At 59.5% G+C, this 16658-nt stretch carries 16 protein-coding genes; 4 read left to right on the top strand and 12 right to left on the bottom strand.

The genetic code is table 11. The features are described from left to right. The first annotated feature begins 23 nt into the window (after positions 1-23). Genes CKW14_RS13340 through CKW14_RS13350 form a run of 3 tightly spaced genes read left to right on the top strand, consistent with a single transcriptional unit; the run spans position 24 to position 3188 of the window. Positions 24-266 carry a PP0621 family protein gene (locus CKW14_RS13340; RefSeq protein WP_093434843.1) on the top strand — a complete coding sequence of 81 codons (243 nt, stop codon included), beginning with the start codon at positions 24-26 and terminating at the stop codon, positions 264-266. Beyond that, positions 256-1845 carry a PAS domain-containing sensor histidine kinase gene (locus tag CKW14_RS13345; RefSeq protein ID WP_095125453.1) on the top strand — a complete coding sequence of 530 codons (1590 nt, stop codon included), beginning with the start codon at positions 256-258 and terminating at the stop codon, positions 1843-1845. The genes CKW14_RS13340 and CKW14_RS13345 overlap by 11 nt, the downstream gene beginning before the upstream one ends. Next, complete coding sequence (locus CKW14_RS13350) at positions 1842-3188, top strand: sigma-54 dependent transcriptional regulator (protein WP_095048693.1); 1347 nt, start codon at positions 1842-1844, stop codon at positions 3186-3188. Before CKW14_RS13345 ends, CKW14_RS13350 begins: the two co-directional genes overlap by 4 nt. A 115-nt stretch (positions 3189-3303) precedes the next feature. Here CKW14_RS13350 and thiO read toward each other — a convergent pair whose 3' ends face one another. Genes thiO through CKW14_RS13385 form a run of 7 tightly spaced genes read right to left on the bottom strand, consistent with a single transcriptional unit; the run spans position 3304 to position 10074 of the window. Continuing rightward, positions 3304-4404, bottom strand: a complete 1101-nt coding sequence (gene thiO / locus CKW14_RS13355; RefSeq protein WP_095125454.1) for a glycine oxidase ThiO — start codon at positions 4402-4404, stop codon at positions 3304-3306. 57 nt (positions 4405-4461) lie between these two features. After that, the gene (locus CKW14_RS13360; protein ID WP_095048695.1) at positions 4462-4863 is read right to left on the bottom strand and encodes a type IV pilin protein; all 402 of its coding nucleotides are present in this window, start codon (positions 4861-4863) and stop codon (positions 4462-4464) included. A 15-nt stretch (positions 4864-4878) separates the two neighbouring features. After that, on the bottom strand, positions 4879-7968 hold the full coding sequence (locus CKW14_RS13365) for a pilus assembly protein (protein WP_095125455.1): 3090 nt from the start codon (positions 7966-7968) through the stop codon (positions 4879-4881). Further along, positions 7955-8434, bottom strand: coding sequence for a PilX N-terminal domain-containing pilus assembly protein (locus CKW14_RS13370; protein WP_095048697.1), 480 nt, complete (start codon positions 8432-8434; stop codon positions 7955-7957). The genes CKW14_RS13365 and CKW14_RS13370 overlap by 14 nt, the downstream gene beginning before the upstream one ends. 10 nt (positions 8435-8444) lie before the next feature. Continuing rightward, positions 8445-9158, bottom strand: a complete 714-nt coding sequence (locus CKW14_RS13375; RefSeq protein WP_095048698.1) for a PilW family protein — start codon at positions 9156-9158, stop codon at positions 8445-8447. After that, on the bottom strand, positions 9155-9604 hold the full coding sequence (gene pilV, locus CKW14_RS13380) for a type IV pilus modification protein PilV (protein ID WP_095048699.1): 450 nt from the start codon (positions 9602-9604) through the stop codon (positions 9155-9157). Before pilV ends, CKW14_RS13375 begins: the two co-directional genes overlap by 4 nt. Then, positions 9601-10074, bottom strand: coding sequence for a GspH/FimT family pseudopilin (locus CKW14_RS13385; RefSeq protein WP_095048700.1), 474 nt, complete (start codon positions 10072-10074; stop codon positions 9601-9603). The genes pilV and CKW14_RS13385 overlap by 4 nt, the downstream gene beginning before the upstream one ends. 130 nt (positions 10075-10204) lie before the next feature. Here CKW14_RS13385 and CKW14_RS13390 point away from each other — a divergent pair, with 130 nt between their 5' ends. Further along, positions 10205-10756 carry a GspH/FimT family pseudopilin gene (locus CKW14_RS13390; protein WP_095125456.1) on the top strand — a complete coding sequence of 184 codons (552 nt, stop codon included), beginning with the start codon at positions 10205-10207 and terminating at the stop codon, positions 10754-10756. Here CKW14_RS13390 and ispH read toward each other — a convergent pair. The 5 genes from ispH to ribF all read right to left on the bottom strand — a co-directional run bounded on the left by ispH (position 10728) and on the right by ribF (position 16559). After that, a complete protein-coding gene (gene ispH / locus CKW14_RS13395) occupies positions 10728-11672 on the bottom strand; it encodes a 4-hydroxy-3-methylbut-2-enyl diphosphate reductase (RefSeq protein ID WP_095048702.1) in 945 nt (314 codons plus the stop codon). The genes CKW14_RS13390 and ispH overlap by 29 nt on opposite strands. A 153-nt stretch (positions 11673-11825) precedes the next feature. Next, the gene (gene fkpB / locus CKW14_RS13400) at positions 11826-12263 is read right to left on the bottom strand and encodes an FKBP-type peptidyl-prolyl cis-trans isomerase (protein ID WP_169843368.1); all 438 of its coding nucleotides are present in this window, start codon (positions 12261-12263) and stop codon (positions 11826-11828) included. A 7-nt stretch (positions 12264-12270) separates the two neighbouring features. Further along, positions 12271-12783, bottom strand: a complete 513-nt coding sequence (lspA, locus tag CKW14_RS13405; RefSeq protein ID WP_095048703.1) for a signal peptidase II — start codon at positions 12781-12783, stop codon at positions 12271-12273. Beyond that, positions 12776-15607, bottom strand: a complete 2832-nt coding sequence (gene ileS / locus CKW14_RS13410; protein WP_095048704.1) for an isoleucine--tRNA ligase — start codon at positions 15605-15607, stop codon at positions 12776-12778. Before ileS ends, lspA begins: the two co-directional genes overlap by 8 nt. 13 nt (positions 15608-15620) lie before the next feature. Continuing rightward, the gene (gene ribF, locus CKW14_RS13415) at positions 15621-16559 is read right to left on the bottom strand and encodes a bifunctional riboflavin kinase/FAD synthetase (protein ID WP_174244482.1); all 939 of its coding nucleotides are present in this window, start codon (positions 16557-16559) and stop codon (positions 15621-15623) included. Between the last annotated feature and the right edge of the window lie 99 nt (positions 16560-16658).

A 16658-nucleotide genomic window follows, 5' to 3' on the forward strand; every position in this document is an offset into this window, starting at 1 on the left:
CATCAGTCGGAAAGCCGCTCATCATGCTTCGTTTATTGTTCTGGATCGTCGTGATTTTTGCCGCGATATGGTTGTGGCGTAAATTCAAGGCGCCTGCCGCGTCCAACCAATCCAACCGTGCCCCTCGCGAACAGGACGCCCCACCGATGGTGCGTTGCGCCCATTGCGGCGTGCATCTGCCGCGCGACCGCGCGCTGAGCGTGCAACAACAGTGGTATTGCAGCCAGGCTCACCTTGAGCAAGGCCCGGGTACCCGTGATCGCTGAGGCCACCCACGCCGACAGCAAACAGGCGCAGCGCCTGCTGCGCCTTTATCATCTCTACCGCTTGAGTATCGGCATCACGCTGGTGCTGCTGATCTCCAGCAACATGGACAACCGCCTGCTGACGTCGGCCAACGACGAATTGCTGCGCGCTGGCAGTTGGCTGTATCTGATCCTCAACATTCTGTTGGTGGTGTTCCTTGAGAACACCCGACGGCCAGCGCAGCTGTTCAGTCTGGCCCTCGTCGATGTCCTGCTTTTATGCGGTTTGTTCTTTGCTGCGGGCGGCGTCGGTAGTGCGCTGGGCAATTTGCTGATTGTCTCGGTGGCGATCAGCAACACCCTGCTACGGCGGCGCATCGGGCTATTGATCGCCGCCATCGGTGCGCTGGGCATCGTCGGCTCGAGCTTCCTGCTCGGCTTCAACCATCCCCTTAGCGCCAATGAATACTTGCAGGCCGGCACCCTCGGTGCGCTGTGCTTTGCCGCGTCGTTGCTGGTGCAGGGACTGATCCGCCGCCTCGAAGTCAGCGAAACCCTTGCCGAGCAACGTGCCAGTGAAGTGGTCAGCCTCGAAGCCCTCAACGCGCTGATCCTGCAACGCATGCGCACCGGCATTCTGGTGCTCGACGAGGCGCGGCGAGTGCAACTGGCCAATCACAGCGCGCAAACCCTGCTCGCGCAGTCGCACCTTCAGGGGCATTTGATCGATGACTATTCCACGGCGCTGGTCGATCGCCTGCAACTGTGGCTGAACAACCCGACCTTGCGCCCGCAGAGTCTGAAAATCCCCGGCAACGGCCTGGAACTGCAACCGAGCTTCATTGCCCTCGAACAAAGCCCCCACCAGCAAACCCTGGTATTTCTCGAAGACCTCGCGCAAATCGCCCAGCAAGCCCAGCAACTTAAGCTCGCCGCACTCGGGCGCTTGACCGCCGGCATCGCCCACGAGATCCGCAATCCGTTGGGCGCCATCAGTCACGCCGCGCAGCTATTGGCTGAGTCCGAGGAACTCGATAGCGCGGATCGGCGTCTGACGCAGATCATTCAAGACCACTCCCAGCGCATGAACCGAGTCATCGAAAACGTCCTGCAACTGTCTCGCCGCCAGCAAAGCGCGCCGCAACGCCTGGATCTCAAGCCATGGCTGGAAAACTTCGTTGTCGAAAGTCGTGAACAGGCCAGCGAACGCCAGCAGATTCACCTGCGGATCAATTCGGGAGATTTCACCACGCTGATGGACCCGAACCAGCTCACGCAAATTCTCGACAATCTGCTACGCAATGGCTGGCGCCACAGCGCCCTGCTGCATGATCAGGCCGAAGTCTGGCTCTCGTTGTTCAGTGATCCCGACAGCCAGTTGGCGGTCCTCGAAGTGCAGGACAACGGCCCCGGCGTGCCTGCCGATGAACAGACACATCTGTTCGAACCCTTCTTCACCACCAGCAGCCAGGGCACCGGCCTTGGGCTTTATCTGTCCCGTGAGCTGTGCGAAAGCAACCAAGCGCGCCTAGACTTTCAGTCACGCCAAGGCGGCGGTTGCTTTCGCATCACCTTTGCTCACGGACGGAAACAAAGTTGAATACGAGCCCACGGCAAAAAATTCTCATCGTCGACGACGAACCGGATATCCGCGAACTCCTGGAAATCACCCTGGGACGGATGAAGCTCGACACCTACAGCGCACGCAATCTGGCTGAAGCCCAGGCGCTGCTGAACCGCGAGAGTTTCGATCTGTGCCTGACCGACATGCGCCTGCCCGACGGTACGGGGCTGGAGCTGGTGCAGCACATTCAGCAACGTTATCCACAACTGCCGGTGGCGATGATCACCGCTTATGGCAGCCTGGAAACGGCCATCAACGCTTTGAAAGCAGGTGCTTTCGACTTCCTGACCAAACCGGTCGACCTTACGCGCCTGCGCGAACTGGTCGGCACAGCCCTGCGCATGCCGGCGGCGGGAGGCAGCTTTACCTCCATTGATCGGCGCTTGCTCGGCGATTCGCCACCGATGCGCATTCTGCGCAAGCAAATCGACAAACTCGCTCGCAGCCAGGCGCCGGTGTACATCAGTGGCGAGTCGGGCAGCGGCAAGGAACTGGTCGCGCGGCTGATCCATGAACAAGGGCCGCGCGCCGGCCATCCGTTCGTGCCGGTGAACTGTGGGGCAATTCCTTCCGAGCTGATGGAAAGCGAATTCTTCGGACATCGCAAAGGCAGTTTCACCGGCGCGGTCGAGGACAAGCCCGGGTTGTTTCAGGCAGCCCATGGCGGTACGTTGTTTCTCGATGAAGTGGCGGACTTGCCGTTGTCGATGCAAGTCAAACTGCTGCGGGCGATTCAGGAAAAAGCCGTGCGCAGTGTCGGCGGCCAGCAGGAAAGCGTGGTCGATGTGCGGATTCTCTGCGCCACGCACAAGGATCTCGACGCGGAGGTGGCGGCCGAACGCTTCCGTCAGGATCTGTATTACCGCTTGAACGTGATCGAACTGCGCGTGCCGTCCCTGCGCGAAAGGCGTGATGATATTGAAGTGCTGGCGGCCAGTATGCTCAAGCGTTTGGCCAAGGACACCGGCCAGCCGGCAGCACGCTTGCATCCGCAGGCGTTGGAAGCGCTGAAGAATTACCGGTTTCCGGGGAATGTGCGGGAGTTGGAGAACGTTCTCGAACGGGCGCACACCTTGTGTGAAAACCGCACGATCGAGGCTGAAGACTTACGTCTGAGCGAAGGCAACTGCGCGGCAGATGGCGGTATTGCCGATCTGACCCAGATCGATAATCTGGAAGATTATCTGGAGAACGTCGAGCGGAAGCTGATCTTGCAGGCGCTGGAAGAAACGCGCTGGAATCGCACGGCGGCGGCGCAGCGGTTGAGTCTTTCGTTTCGTTCGATGCGCTATCGGCTGAAGAAACTGGGCCTGGATTGAGGGCCCCTTCGCGAGCAGGCTCACTCCCACAGTTGATCTTTGTCGGTCACAAAATCCAGTGTGGGAGCGAGCCTGCTCGCGAAAGCGATCTGCCAGGCTCAACAGATATATCTGACTAGATCCGGCCCTCGGGCGCATACGGCGCCGGATCAATAATCGGCGTCCTTCCCAGCATCACATCGGCAAACAACTGACACGACGCCGGCGCCAGCACCAGTCCATTGCGGTAATGCCCGCAGTTTAACCACAACCCGTCAAACCCCGGCACCCGGCCAATGTAGGGAATCCCCTCCGGCGAACCCGGACGCAACCCCGCCCAGTGACCGACCACTTCGGCATCCGCCAGCGCCGGCAACAACTCAACCGCTGAAGCCTTCAGGCTTTCCAGAGCCACATCGGTCGGCGTCTTGTCGAAACCTTCGTGCTCCAGCGTGCTGCCGATCAGGATATGCCCGTCACGACGCGGAATCGCATAACGGCCCTTAGCCAATACCATGCTCGGCAAAAAGTCCGCCGCGCACTTGTAGAGAATCATCTGGCCTTTGACCGGTTCGACCGGCAGCGACAGGTCCAGCATCTTGAGCAGATCACCGCTCCACGCCCCTGCCGTCAGCACGACCTGATCGCCCTTGATTACACCCATAGATGTCTCGACTCCAATTACCTGCTCGCCCTCTTGGACAAAGCCGCTGACTTCGCACTGTTCGTGAATGGTCACGTTCGGTAATGCCTGCAGTGCAGCTTTCAGTGATTTGACTAGGCGCGGATTGCGCACGTTGGCGACATCGGCCATGTAGATCGCCCGCGAGAAACCGCCACCAAGCACCGGCACCGCATCATGCGCAGCCGAGATATCCACAGCCCTCAGCGGACGGTTCTCCCGTTCGGCCCAGGCCAGTGCTTCGGCTTCATCGTCCAGATCCAGCCAGTACAGGCCGGTGGTGTGCACTTCAGGATCCACTCCAGTGTCAGCGAACAATCGCTCGCCGAGCTGTGGATAAAAGTCCTGCGACCAGTGCGCTAGCGCCGTGACCGCCGGGCTATAACGCCACGGATACAACGGCGAAACGATACCGCCGCCGGCCCAAGACGATTCCTGGCCGAGGTTCGAACGATCGAGCAGCACCACACTGCGCACTTCGGAGGCGAGATTGTAGGCGGTCAGCAGGCCAATCACTCCGCCACCGACAATCACCACTTGCTGTTGCCTGGTCATGTTTGATCCAACCGTAAATAAGACAGTGGGCGCAAATGGCACCCGAAAGAAAGCGCCTCAGCGGCCCCAGCAATCCTTGGTGGTCAGCCCGGTGGTCGCGTTGTTCATGCTGCGGACACCGGTGTTGGTCAGGGTGAAATCCCCGCACTTGTCGGTGGCCATGGAGGTACCCGTTTTACGGGTAGCGGTCAGCAGGAAGGTCTGGTCAGCGATGGTCGGGATAATCGTGTAGAAATCATTACCCGTACTCAGACCAGTGATGCCGGTATAGACATTGTTCTTGGTGTAGAAACGCTCGAGGGTTTGCGCCTGCTCCGAGAGCAATCCCACCACTTCAGCGCGGCGGCCTTTTTTTACGTATTCGGTATAGCTCGGTGCGGCGATGGTGATGACGATACCGATGATCGCAATCACGATCATGATTTCGATCAGGGTGAAACCACGGTTGGATCTGCGCATGCCTCAAACTCTCACTTACTGTATTTGCCGCCACATGATACGACGACTGCCGCCGCCGCCCTTCTCCACAATGATCGTGATGGTGCCACTGGTGTCGGTCGTCCCCTTGCGCTTGCCATCGCTGGAGACGAAGTTCAGGGTCGGAATGCCACCGGTGAATATCACTCCGCTGGAGATCGAGTCATTGCTGTCGACCAAACCGTCAGAGCTGGTGTCCAGCACGGCGTAATTGAGCATCTTACCGCTGAACGCATCCAGTTCGACCAGTTTGCCGGTACCAAAACTCGCACAGGGATCAGTGGTATCAACACTCGCCGTGGTAAAGACAATACGGCCCAGCACGATACTCGCCTGATTGATCACCCGCTCGCCAGTCAGCACGTTGTTGTACACCAGCGGAAGATACCAGCCCTTCTCCCCCGGATAAGTCGTCTCATTTTGAGTTGTGGTCAGGAATTGCCCGGAGCTGCCGGAGAATGAACCGGTTATCGCCTGCGCCTGCAAACTGCTGACCGTGAGCTGTCCCGAGCCCCCATCGGCATCCCACACCGAGTAAAACGCCTGCAAATCCTTGTTGGCCTTGTCTGCAGTTTCGTTGAATTTACCGGTACCGACGAAAATCTGTTTGCCACCCAATGAATTGTCCGCCAGCAATGGTTGCGCGGTGATCGGCTGACTCGCGCCGCCTGCCGTGGTGAACAGCGGCTTGCCGGAAAACGCCACGCCCCAGCTTTCAGGCGCAGTAGCACTGAGGTCGAACTTCCACAAGCGCCCTCGCAAGTCACCGCCATAGGCAGCCTGCACCACATTTTGCGAATTGACCTTGAGCTTCACCGACGACAGACCGTTAGTGGTTTCCGAACTGTCGATTACGATTTTCTTGATCAGCGAACCATCGCGTACGTCCAGCACATACAACGCCGCCACGCCGGAGTTGCTGCCGTAACCGTTGGAAATGAACGCCGCCCAGCGACCATCGGCCAAGCGTGCCACTTCCGGCCGGGCGTAGGCATAACCCAGATCATTGAAAACATTGGCGGTGTTCGCAGTCGTTGGCCCACTCACTTCCCAGAGCGCACGCATTACGTTGCCAGCCGAAGCGTCGAACAGTTGCAGCGCATAGAACGTCTTACCGCCGGCGCCGGTGCCGCCGATGGCCAAGGTTTTCCAAGCGCTGTTGAATTGCGCGTCATAAACCCCGACCGGGCCATCGACCAGAAACTTGTGGCTGACACCGTTGATGTAGCTCGGATCGGCAATCAGCCGCAGCGACGGCAATACACTCGACGGCATATAACCGTAACGCCGGGTGCCGTTGGCCGAGTTGATCACGTTGACGAAACCGTCGTTGGCATTTACCACCAGGCTTGCATTCATGTTCGCCGCTTTAGTGGTCAGGTAGGAGGTGTAAGAGGTATCGCCCGACAGGTCTGAGGCGGTTTTATCGGTAGGTGAAGCCAGCACCAATGGCGAATTGATGATGTCGCCCAATAACACGCTGCGTGACTTGAGCCCGGTTTTGTTGGTGCCCTTGCTCCACTCCACCAGGTCAATCCCGGTAATGCCGGTGGGCAGGCCCTGATTCAGCGTGGCCTGCTGTGCGGCGGAAAAATTTCCGTAGGTCAGCGTCACAGCGGCGTTGCTTGCGGTGTTCCAGGACTGATAGGTCGGTGCGGTCGCACCTGGCACGATTGTCGTGTCAGTGTTCCAGAGTGCTGTCGATGTATTAACGGTTCCGGTCGAGGTAAAGCCGAATGACTTGATCGTGCCGCGCCAGTCCTTGGGATCGTAAGTGGTCTGATAAAAGCTGCTGCCACTGCTGATCGTTGTCCCACTGACGGTGCCCGCCCCGCCGGAGCCGGCCTTGGAAGTGATATCGCTCAATGCCGAGGACAGCGCGTTGTTGAGACCCGTGCTGTCGGTGGCCTGATAGTACCGGCCTTGCCCGTAACTTGCCGCGTCAGAGAGCATGTCGTTGTCGGCGGTGAAGCCCACGGTATAGGTGTTCATGTTCTGCTTGGGAAAATCCACCGCGTTCCAACTCTTGCCCGCCGCGTCGGTACCGGTCGAGCGCATGTCGATATCGAAGGCGAACTTGGCGATGTCATCCAGATACAGCGTATCCCCTTCTTTGTCGCCATAGAGGTTGTTGCCGTCATTGCTGACACCGTCCCAGTTCGGTAACCGGCTGCCGCCCAATGGGTCGTTGCTCGGAAAGGTACGGTCGAAGGTCGGCAAGCCATCGGTTATCACCACGCCATAATTTTTCTGGCAGCGGTACTGGATCGGACTGGTGTAGGTCGCGGGCGTGCTGTTGTAGTAAGGCGCCATACCGCGCATGTAGCGGGTGATTTCATAGTAGGTTTCTGCCAACGGCGTGTTGGCCACGGCACTCAAACCATTGATCGATGAGATCAGCGCGTTGTAGTTGGTGTCTGCCTGCGCCTGCGTGACGCTCCCGGACACCGGCGCCAAGTCGCTGATCGAGCGGGCGATATAACCGCCATTACCAGAGTCGTTGTTGGTGACCGGGTTGAAAGTCGACAGACCAATACGCAAAGTGCGACTGCTGGTGACCAGCGCCGTCGACACGTTACGCGCAACGTTCATTCGGTAATCGTTGGGAATCGCCCCTGTGGTGAAGTCACGGGTGCCGTTGCTCGTGGCCAGGCCGACGATATAGGAAATGTAATCGGCGGAATATCGGGTGTTCTCATTGCCTACGGGGTCGGGCAGCTTCAGGCATAACGGCGCCACGCTGTTGTTGTAGAACGCATAGGCGCCGCCCGAGCACCCGGAGGTCGGCAGGCTCGATAGAAACACCGTGTCGCCGGTGATCTGCGGAGCATTGAGCGCAGAGCACAATCCCAGGAAGGCATTGCACTGCCGGGCGGGTGCACGGTTGATGTTCGGATCAAATCCGGCGGCGTAAATGATGCTGTTCATACTCCCCGAATCATCGATCAGCAGCATCACATTCGGTGGCACCGCTGCAGCACTCAACAGCGGCGAATCAGAGGGCGTGAATGCATAGACGGGCGTCGCCAGATACAAGCTCAGCAGCAGGCCGAGCAGCAGCGATGTGCAGCGTTCAATACTTCGCATAGACACTCTCCACCACACTGCGCGAGCTGCCGGCAATGCCGACAGCGGTGACGCGATACAACGTCGCAGAGGTGTTGCTCGGCACGTTGACGGCGGTCAGTGTGGTGCCGATGTTCTGCACACCATAGAAACCATTGCCGGCGGCGATCCAGGTCACCCCGGAGGTCGAGTTGAACCCCGCCGCACTGACCACCGACGACTCCGCCGGCGGTGCGCATTGGGTGGTGCCGCTGCACACGGCGAGCGAATAACTGTCCAGTTGCACAGCGCTCTCCCCAACACGCAGAGCCGCCTCGGCCGTCTGGAACGACTGATTGCGCAGGCTCACACTGCCGGCCATTTTTTCCTGCAGGTTGGCGCTTTGCATCGACGACAAACCAATCAGGGTCAACAACAGCAGGAATACCAGACTGACCAGCAACACCATGCCTTGCTGAGTCTGACGGGAGTGAAGAGAAATCCTCATCAGCGCGCCCTCACTGCAAGCGGTTGCGCAAAGCGGCAACCACGTTGAAGGTTTGATTGCGCACCCGATTGTTCGGATCGTTGAGGGTCAGGCTCAGCCGCACACTGCGAATGCGCGCCGGATCGGCGGGGTTGGCGCTGTAGGTCGAGGCCGCCACATCCGTCGCCGAACTGGCCAGACCAAACGTCACGTTGAATGCACTGACATTGTTCACCAACACCTGCTGGGTCGGTGTGCCGCTGCCGGTGCCCATGAGAATCTGATTGTTGCTGAAGCTGTAGATCAGACGCCGGATCGGGAACGCGATTTGCCCGCTCGCCGGGGAGCGCAAGCCGGTATAGGCCGTTGCGCTATTGCGGCAGTCGGAGAGCACCGTCCAGGTTGGCGTGCCCCCGCCGCTGCCGATATCGGCGGTCACCAGTGTCAGTTTCAGGTTGGCATTGTCCCAGTTGATCGGCATGACCTGCGCAGCGTTGAAGTCGCCCGCGGAGCTCGAATCGAGGATCGTGCCCAGACAGCCGAACATCCCGACCATGCGAATTTCCTGAATCATCTTGCTCAATACGAACCGCGCGTCTTCCTGCATCGCGGCGGCGGTGTTCTGGCTGACATAGGTATTTTTCGCCGCGATGAAAATCTGCACCACGCCAAGCACCACAATCAGCCCCAATGCCAAAGCGATAAGTAATTCGATCAGACCGAATCCACGGTTTTGCTGCTTCATGGCGTGGCCACCGGATCAACCGCAGCGCGGCTGGTCAGGATAAAACTGCGTTGAGCACTGGCGGTGTTGGCTGCCCGTGCGTCGCTCCAGTTGATGGTGATGGTGTAGACGCGCTGATTGAGGGTGATGCTGCCGGTGGCGGTCGGCCCGCCGAAATTGATGATGTTGGTCGAGAAGTCGTAGAGATCCTGATCACGCGCAACGCTCAAGTTGCCCGAAGTCGGCGGCGTGACGGTGTAGTCGGCGCCGGAATTGGCGCGGATGCGGTCCATCATGTCGTAGGCAATGAAACTGGCCTGACTGGTCATCCGTGAGCTGTCGGTGTATTTCAGCGCATTCAGTTGCACCGCTGCCGCGCCCAGCAGCCCGACCGTCAGAATCAGCAACGCGACCAGCACCTCGATCAGCGTCATGCCCTGCTGTACGTGTTGACTCCCTGCCCTCATCCGCAACTTCCACCCAATTGAATTCGTCCGTTCAAACACACATTCAGCGTCCTGCTTTGCGTTCCCAACGTGTAACTGATGGTCACCGCCGTCGACGGCGCTGCCAGACCACCGAGGTTATTGAAATCCAGTGCGGTCACTCCTGAGGGTAGCGTCAGAGTTGCGCCACTGCTCATCGCGGGAACAACCCGCAACACATTGGCCGAAGTGCCAGTACTGTCGTAAACCGACAACTCACTGGCCCAGACGCTGCCACCGGCGGTCGGGCGCAGACGCAGGGTAGTGCCTCGGTCGATGGCTTCGAGCCTGGCGAAGTTGATCGCCCGTTGCAGGTCGCCCATCTCGGTATCAGCCTTGCTGCCCTGAACCGAACGGGTGAATGCCGGCACCGCCAGGGTGATCAGAATCACGAAGATCGCGATCGCAACCAACAACTCGATCAGCGTGAAACCTTTTGTACGAAGATCCATCGATGCCCTCCGTTGCCGTCGGCTATACCTGCTTCTACACGCTAGAACATTCAACCGGCCCGCGTCGGTTGATTTGCCCTGCCCGGCGCACGGAGCGCGCCGTTCATCACATTCCACGGAGGGAGTTTTCATGCCGCAACAGGGTTTCAGCCTGATAGAACTGCTTATGGGACTGGCGATTGGCGCAATTGTTCTGCTGGTCAGTCCGGCGTTTGCCACGCTCAAAGAATCGAACCATCGGGATCAAGCGGCGCAATCGCTGCTCGATGGCCTTCGCAACGCCCGCACACTGGCCATCACGCGCAATCAGAGCGTGGTGATTCATGGCATCAACGGCGACTGGAGTCAGGGCTGGCGGATCATTCTGGATATCAGCGGCAAGGGGCAGAAAGACAGCAACAATCCGCTGCTACAAGAAAGTGTGAGCGACACGCCGGTGCCAATTGTCGGCAATTGGTCGGTGAGTCGTTACGTACGTTTCAGCAGTCTGGGGCAACCGCTGATGCCCGGGCGGGCATTTCAGGCAGGGACATTACATGTCTGCTCGGCTCGCGAGCCGGTCAGCCAGCGCCAGATAGTGCTGGCGGCGACCGGACGCGTGCGCCTGAACAGCCAAGAGACTGAGCAGGCGCTGTGTCAAAAAACCGAAAACGTCAGATCGAACGCACGCGCAGCTCTTTAGGCATCGAGAACGTGATGTTCTCTTCGCGACCGGCCAGCTCATCGGCACCGGTGGCGCCCCAAGCCTGCAGTTGCTGAATCACGCCACGCACCAGTACTTCCGGCGCGGAGGCACCGGCGGTGATGCCGATACGCTCAACGCCATCGAACCAGCTCTTTTGCAGGTCTTCCGCGCCGTCAATCAGGTAGGCCGGTGTGGCCATGCGCTCGGCAAGCTCACGCAGACGGTTGGAGTTGGAGCTGTTCGGGCTGCCAACTACCAGCACCACGTCGCACTCGTCGGCCAGTTGCTTGACCGCGTCCTGACGGTTTTGCGTGGCGTAGCAGATGTCGTCCTTGCGCGGACCGCCGATGGCCGGGAAGCGCGTGCGCAATGCATCGATGACGCGACTGGTGTCGTCCATCGACAGCGTGGTCTGGGTCACGAAAGCCAGTTTATCCGGGTTCTGCACCTGCAGCTCGGCGACGTCTTTCTCGTCTTCGACGAGGTAAATCGCGCCGCCATTGCTGCCGTCATACTGGCCCATGGTGCCTTCGACTTCCGGGTGTCCGGCGTGGCCGATCAAAATGCACTCACGGCCATCGCGGCTGTATTTAGCCACCTCAATGTGCACCTTGGTCACCAGCGGGCAGGTGGCGTCGAACACTTTCAGGCCACGGCCGGCGGCTTCGGTGCGTACGGCCTGGGATACGCCGTGAGCACTGAAGATCACGATAACGTCGTCCGGCACCTGATCCAGCTCTTCGACGAAGATCGCCCCGCGGCTGCGCAGGTCTTCAACGACGAACTTGTTGTGCACCACCTCGTGACGCACGTAGATCGGCGGCCCGAAGACTTCCAGGGCGCGGTTGACGATTTCGATCGCCCGGTCCACACCGGCGCAGAAGCCACGGGGGTTGGCGAGTTTGATTTGCATGCTGTGCCTCGTGTCTTGCGCGCGAAAACAATGAATTACCAACTGGGTGGGAGCGACGGTGCGACGATTCGACCTGCTCGCGAAAGCTGACTGACATTCAACATCAATGTCGCCTGACACACCGCTTTCGCGAGCAGGCTCGCTCCCACATTTTTACAGCGCTTTAACGTTGATGATTTCCACGTCAAAGGTCAGCGTCTTGCCCGCCAGCGGGTGGTTGAAGTCGATGGTCACTTGCGCGTCATCGAACTCTTTCACCACACCCGGCAACTCAGTATTGGCCGCATCGTTGAAGATCACCAGCAAACCCGGTGACAACTCCATGTCGACGAACTGCGAACGCGGGATGATCTGTACGTTCTGCGGGTTCGGCTGGCCGAAGGCGTTTTCCGGCTCGACGGTCAGCGTACGCTTGTCGCCAGCCTTGAAGCCGAACAGCGCCGCTTCGAAACCCGGCAGCAGGTTGCCGTCGCCGACCTTGAAGGTCGCCGGGGCTTTGTCGAACGTACTGTCGACGGTGTCGCCGTTCTCCAGGCGCAATGCAAAGTGCAAAGTGACTTCCGTGTTCTGGCCGATGCGTTGCTCAGCCAATACCTGTTCAGTCATGAACGGCTTCTCCGGTCTTTTTACTTTTGAACATATCCAGTGCCAACATCACCGCGCCAACGGTAATCGCGCTGTCAGCGAAGTTGAACGCCGGGAAGTACCAGCGGTTCTGCCAGTGCACCAGAATGAAATCGATCACATGGCCCAAGGCAATGCGGTCATACAGATTGCCCAGCGCACCACCTAGCACCAGCGCCAAAGCGACGGCCAGCCAGGTTTCGTTGCGGCCCAGGCGCTTGAGCCAGACCACCAGCACCGCACTGACCACAATCGCGATCAGGGCGAACAGCCAGCGCTGCCAGCCGGAGCTGTCCGCCAGGAAGCTGAACGCCGCGCCGGTGTTGTAAGCCAGGGTCCAGCTGAAGTAATCGGGAATGATCACGATCTGCTGGAACATTTCGAGCCTGCCTTCGAAGTAGAACTTGCTGGCCTGGTCGATGACCAGAACCAGCAAACTCAACCACAGCCAGCTCAACCGTCCAAAACGGCCAACGGCATTAGGCATAGTGACGAACCTCGCCAGCGCCGCTGATGTTGTCGACGCAACGACCGCAGATTTCCGGATGCTCCGGGTTCACACCGACGTCTTCACGGCAGTGCCAGCAACGGGCGCATTTCGGGAAGGCCGATTTGACGATCTTCAGCTTCAGGCCGCTGACTTCAGTCACTACCGCGTCGGCCGGAGCCTGTACAAACGGTGCAACGCTGGCCGTCGAGGTGATCAAGACAAAGCGCAGTTCGTTGCTCAGCTTGGCCAGGTCGGCGCTCAGCGCGTCTTCGGCGTACAGCGTCACTTCGGCTTGCAGGTTGCCACCGACAGCTTTCGCTGCGCGCTGGATTTCCATTTCTTTGTTGACCGCTACCTTGACCGCCATCACGCGCTCCCAGTAGTCGCGGCCCAGCTCAACGTCGGCCGGCAGTTCGGTCAAACCTTCGTACCAGGTGTTAAGCATGACCGATTCGTTACGCTCGCCCGGCAGGTATTCCCACAGTTCGTCGGCGGTGAAGGCGAGGATCGGCGCGATCCAGCGCACCAGCGCTTCGGAGATGTGGAACAGCGCGGTTTGCGCCGAACGGCGGGCCTTGCTGTTGGCGCCAGTGGTGTACTGACGGTCCTTGATGATGTCGAGGTAAAAACCACCCAGCTCCTGCACGCAGAAGTTGTGGATCTTCGAGTAAACGTTCCAGAAACGGTATTCGCCGTAGTGCTCTTGCAACTCGCGTTGCAGCAGCAAGGTACGGTCGACTGCCCAACGATCCAGCGCGAGCATTTCTTCGGCCGGCAGAATGTCGGTAGCCGGGTTGAAACCGCTCAGGTTCGAAAGCAGGAAGCGCGCGGTGTTTCGGATACGACGATAAGCGTCCGCACTGCGTTGCAGGATCTGATCGGAAACCGCCATTTCACCGGAGTAGTCAGTCGAAGCAACCCACAGACGCATGATGTCGGCGCCCAGAGTATCGTTGACTTTCTGCGGCGCGATCACGTTGCCCAGCGACTTGGACATCTTGCGACCGGCTTCGTCGACGGTGAAACCGTGGGTCAGCAGTTCGCGGTACGGCGCGTGATTGTCGATGGCGCAGCCGGTCAGCAGCGACGAGTGGAACCAGCCACGGTGTTGGTCGGAACCTTCCAGGTACAGATCGGCACGCGGGCCGGTTTCGTGACCCATCGGGTGCGAACCGCGCAGGACGTGCCAGTGCGTGGTGCCCGAGTCGAACCAGACGTCGAGGGTGTCGCTGATCTTGTCGTACAGCGGCGCTTCGTCGCCGAGCAACTCGGCAGCGTCCATCTTGAACCAGGCTTCGATACCTTCGACTTCAACGCGCTTGGCCACTTCTTCCATCAGCTCGACAGTGCGTGGGTGCAGTTCGCCGCTTTCCTTGTTGAGGAAGAACGGGATCGGCACGCCCCAGTTGCGCTGACGCGAGATGCACCAGTCCGGACGGTTGGCGATCATCGAGTGCAGACGCGCCTGGCCCCAGGCCGGAACGAATTTGGTGTCTTCGATGGCTTTGAGCGAACGCACACGCAGGGTGTCACCGCTGGTTGGCTCTTTGTCCATGCCGATGAACCACTGCGCGGTGGCGCGGTAGATCAGCGGGGTCTTGTGGCGCCAGCAGTGCATGTAGCTGTGTTCGATGACGGTGGTGTGCAGCAGCGCACCGACTTCGGTCAGTTTGTCGACGATCGCCGGGTTGGCCTTCCAGATGAACTGGCCGCCGAAGAATTCCAGCGACGGCACGTACACGCCGTTGCTCTGCACTGGATTAAGGATGTCGTCGTTAACCATGCCGTACTTCTTGCAGGTCACGAAGTCATCCACGCCGTAGGCCGGAGCGGAGTGAACCACGCCGGTGCCAGCACCCAGTTCGACGTAGTCAGCCAGATACACCGGCGACAGACGGTCATAGAACGGATGACGGAAGTTGATCAGTTCCAGCTGTTTACCGGTGGTGGTCGCGATGACCGAGCCTTCGACGCCATAGCGCGTCAGGCAGGCTTCGACCAGCTCTTCAGCCAGTACCAGCAGCTTGTCGCCGATGTCGACCAGGGCGTAGTTGAATTCCGGGTGAACGTTCAGCGCCTGGTTGGCCGGGATGGTCCACGGGGTGGTGGTCCAGATCACGATCGAGGCAGGTTTGCTCAACGACGGCAGACCGAACGCAGCAGCCAGTTGGGCTTCGTCGGCGATCGGGAATGCTACGTCGATGGTCGATGACTTTTTGTTCTCGTACTCGACTTCCGCTTCAGCCAGGGCCGAGCCGCAGTCGAAGCACCAGTTCACAGGCTTGAGGCCCTTGAACACGAAACCGCCCTTGACGATTTCGGCGAGGGCGCGGATTTCACCGGCCTCGTTCTTGAAATCCATGGTCTTGTACGGGTTGGCCCAATCGCCCAGCACGCCGAGACGGATGAATTCGGACTTCTGCCCTTCGATTTGCTCGGTGGCGTAGGCACGGCACAGCTCGCGGGTCTTGTCCGCGCCCAGATTTTTGCCGTGGGTCACTTCAACCTTGTGCTCGATCGGCAGGCCGTGGCAGTCCCAACCCGGAACGTACGGCGCGTCGAAGCCCGACAGGGTCTTCGAGCGGATGATCATGTCCTTGAGAATCTTGTTCAGTGCGTGACCGATGTGGATCGTGCCGTTGGCATACGGAGGACCGTCGTGCAGAACGAACTTCGGACGATCCTTGCCAATCTCGCGCAACTTTCCGTACAGGCCAATACTGTCCCAGCGCTGCAGGATCTGCGGTTCGCGCTGTGGCAGGCCGGCCTTCATTGGGAAGGCGGTGTCCGGAAGGTTAAGCGTGGCTTTATAGTCGGTCATTTAAGGCTCTTCATTAGCGATGGGCGCTAGGTGCGGCTAGTGCACGGGCGGTGGCGACATCCGCATTGATCGCCGTTTTCAATGCCTCCAGGGAGGCGAAGCGCTGCTCTTCACGCAGCTTTTGGTGGAAAACCACCGTCAAACGCCGGTCATACAGATCGCCGGCAAAATCTAGAAGATGGACTTCAAGGTGGGCCTTGCCATCACCTTGTACCGTGGGCCGTACGCCGATATTAGCGACACCGGGCCAGGTCTTGCCGTCGATATCGACATTCACCAGATACACACCTGTGAACGGCACGCGACGACGTTTGAGTTGAATGTTGGCAGTGGGCGTACCCAGTTGCCGGGCCAGTTTCTGGCCGTGCAGCACGCGACCGGCAATGCGGTACGGGCGACCGAGCAAGCGTTCGGCCAAGGCAAAATCGGCGGCAGCCAATGCATTACGCACCTGCGTACTGCTGACGCGAATGCCGTCCAGCTCGACGGTTTGTGCCGCTTCAACGGTAAAACCGTGCATCTGCCCGGCCTGCAGCAGGAAGTCGAAATCGCCGAGGCGGTCGCAACCGAAACGGAAATCGTCACCGACTTCCAGATGCTGCACGCCAAGACCATCGACGAGGATGGTGTCGACGAACTCACTGGCGCTGAGCTTGCTCAAGCGCTGGTTGAACGCCAGGCACAACACCCGGTCGACGCCTTCGGCAGCCAGCAATTGCAGCTTGTCGCGCAAGCGGGCCAGACGCGCCGGCGCGGTCTCGGGGGCAAAGAACTCCCGTGGCTGCGGCTCGAAAATCACCACGCAGCTGGGTACGCCCAACTCGAGCGCACGCTCACGCAGTCGGGCCAGGATAGCCTGGTGACCACGGTGAACACCGTCAAAGTTGCCAATAGTGGCGACGCAGCCCCGATGCTGGGGGCGCAAGTTGTGGAGGCCTCGAACCAGCTGCATAACGCGCTTCTTGCTCATAAAGTGGTCGATTATAACCACACCCGACGGTCGACGACAGGCAACACCGTAACGCAAAGTGAACGAGCCGACAAAACTGCC

The sequence above is a fragment of the Pseudomonas sp. Irchel s3a12 genome (assembly GCF_900187485.1).
GTDB lineage: Bacteria > Pseudomonadota > Gammaproteobacteria > Pseudomonadales > Pseudomonadaceae > Aquipseudomonas > Aquipseudomonas neuropathica.

Excerpts from the sequence above, each read along its gene's own strand:
- CKW14_RS13340 (WP_093434843.1), top strand. The coding sequence starts at position 24 with ATGCTTCGTTTATTGTTCTGGATCGTCGTGATTTTTGCCGCGATATGG.
- thiO (WP_095125454.1), bottom strand. The coding sequence starts at position 4,404 with ATGACCAGGCAACAGCAAGTGGTGATTGTCGGTGGCGGAGTGATTGGC.
- CKW14_RS13360 (WP_095048695.1), bottom strand. The coding sequence starts at position 4,863 with ATGCGCAGATCCAACCGTGGTTTCACCCTGATCGAAATCATGATCGTG.
- CKW14_RS13365 (WP_095125455.1), bottom strand. The coding sequence starts at position 7,968 with ATGCGAAGTATTGAACGCTGCACATCGCTGCTGCTCGGCCTGCTGCTG.
- CKW14_RS13370 (WP_095048697.1), bottom strand. The coding sequence starts at position 8,434 with ATGAGGATTTCTCTTCACTCCCGTCAGACTCAGCAAGGCATGGTGTTG.
- CKW14_RS13375 (WP_095048698.1), bottom strand. The coding sequence starts at position 9,158 with ATGAAGCAGCAAAACCGTGGATTCGGTCTGATCGAATTACTTATCGCT.
- pilV (WP_095048699.1), bottom strand. The coding sequence starts at position 9,604 with ATGAGGGCAGGGAGTCAACACGTACAGCAGGGCATGACGCTGATCGAG.
- CKW14_RS13385 (WP_095048700.1), bottom strand. The coding sequence starts at position 10,074 with ATGGATCTTCGTACAAAAGGTTTCACGCTGATCGAGTTGTTGGTTGCG.
- CKW14_RS13390 (WP_095125456.1), top strand. The coding sequence starts at position 10,205 with ATGCCGCAACAGGGTTTCAGCCTGATAGAACTGCTTATGGGACTGGCG.
- ispH (WP_095048702.1), bottom strand. The coding sequence starts at position 11,672 with ATGCAAATCAAACTCGCCAACCCCCGTGGCTTCTGCGCCGGTGTGGAC.
- lspA (WP_095048703.1), bottom strand. The coding sequence starts at position 12,783 with ATGCCTAATGCCGTTGGCCGTTTTGGACGGTTGAGCTGGCTGTGGTTG.
- ileS (WP_095048704.1), bottom strand. The coding sequence starts at position 15,607 with ATGACCGACTATAAAGCCACGCTTAACCTTCCGGACACCGCCTTCCCA.
- ribF (WP_174244482.1), bottom strand. The coding sequence starts at position 16,559 with ATGCAGCTGGTTCGAGGCCTCCACAACTTGCGCCCCCAGCATCGGGGC.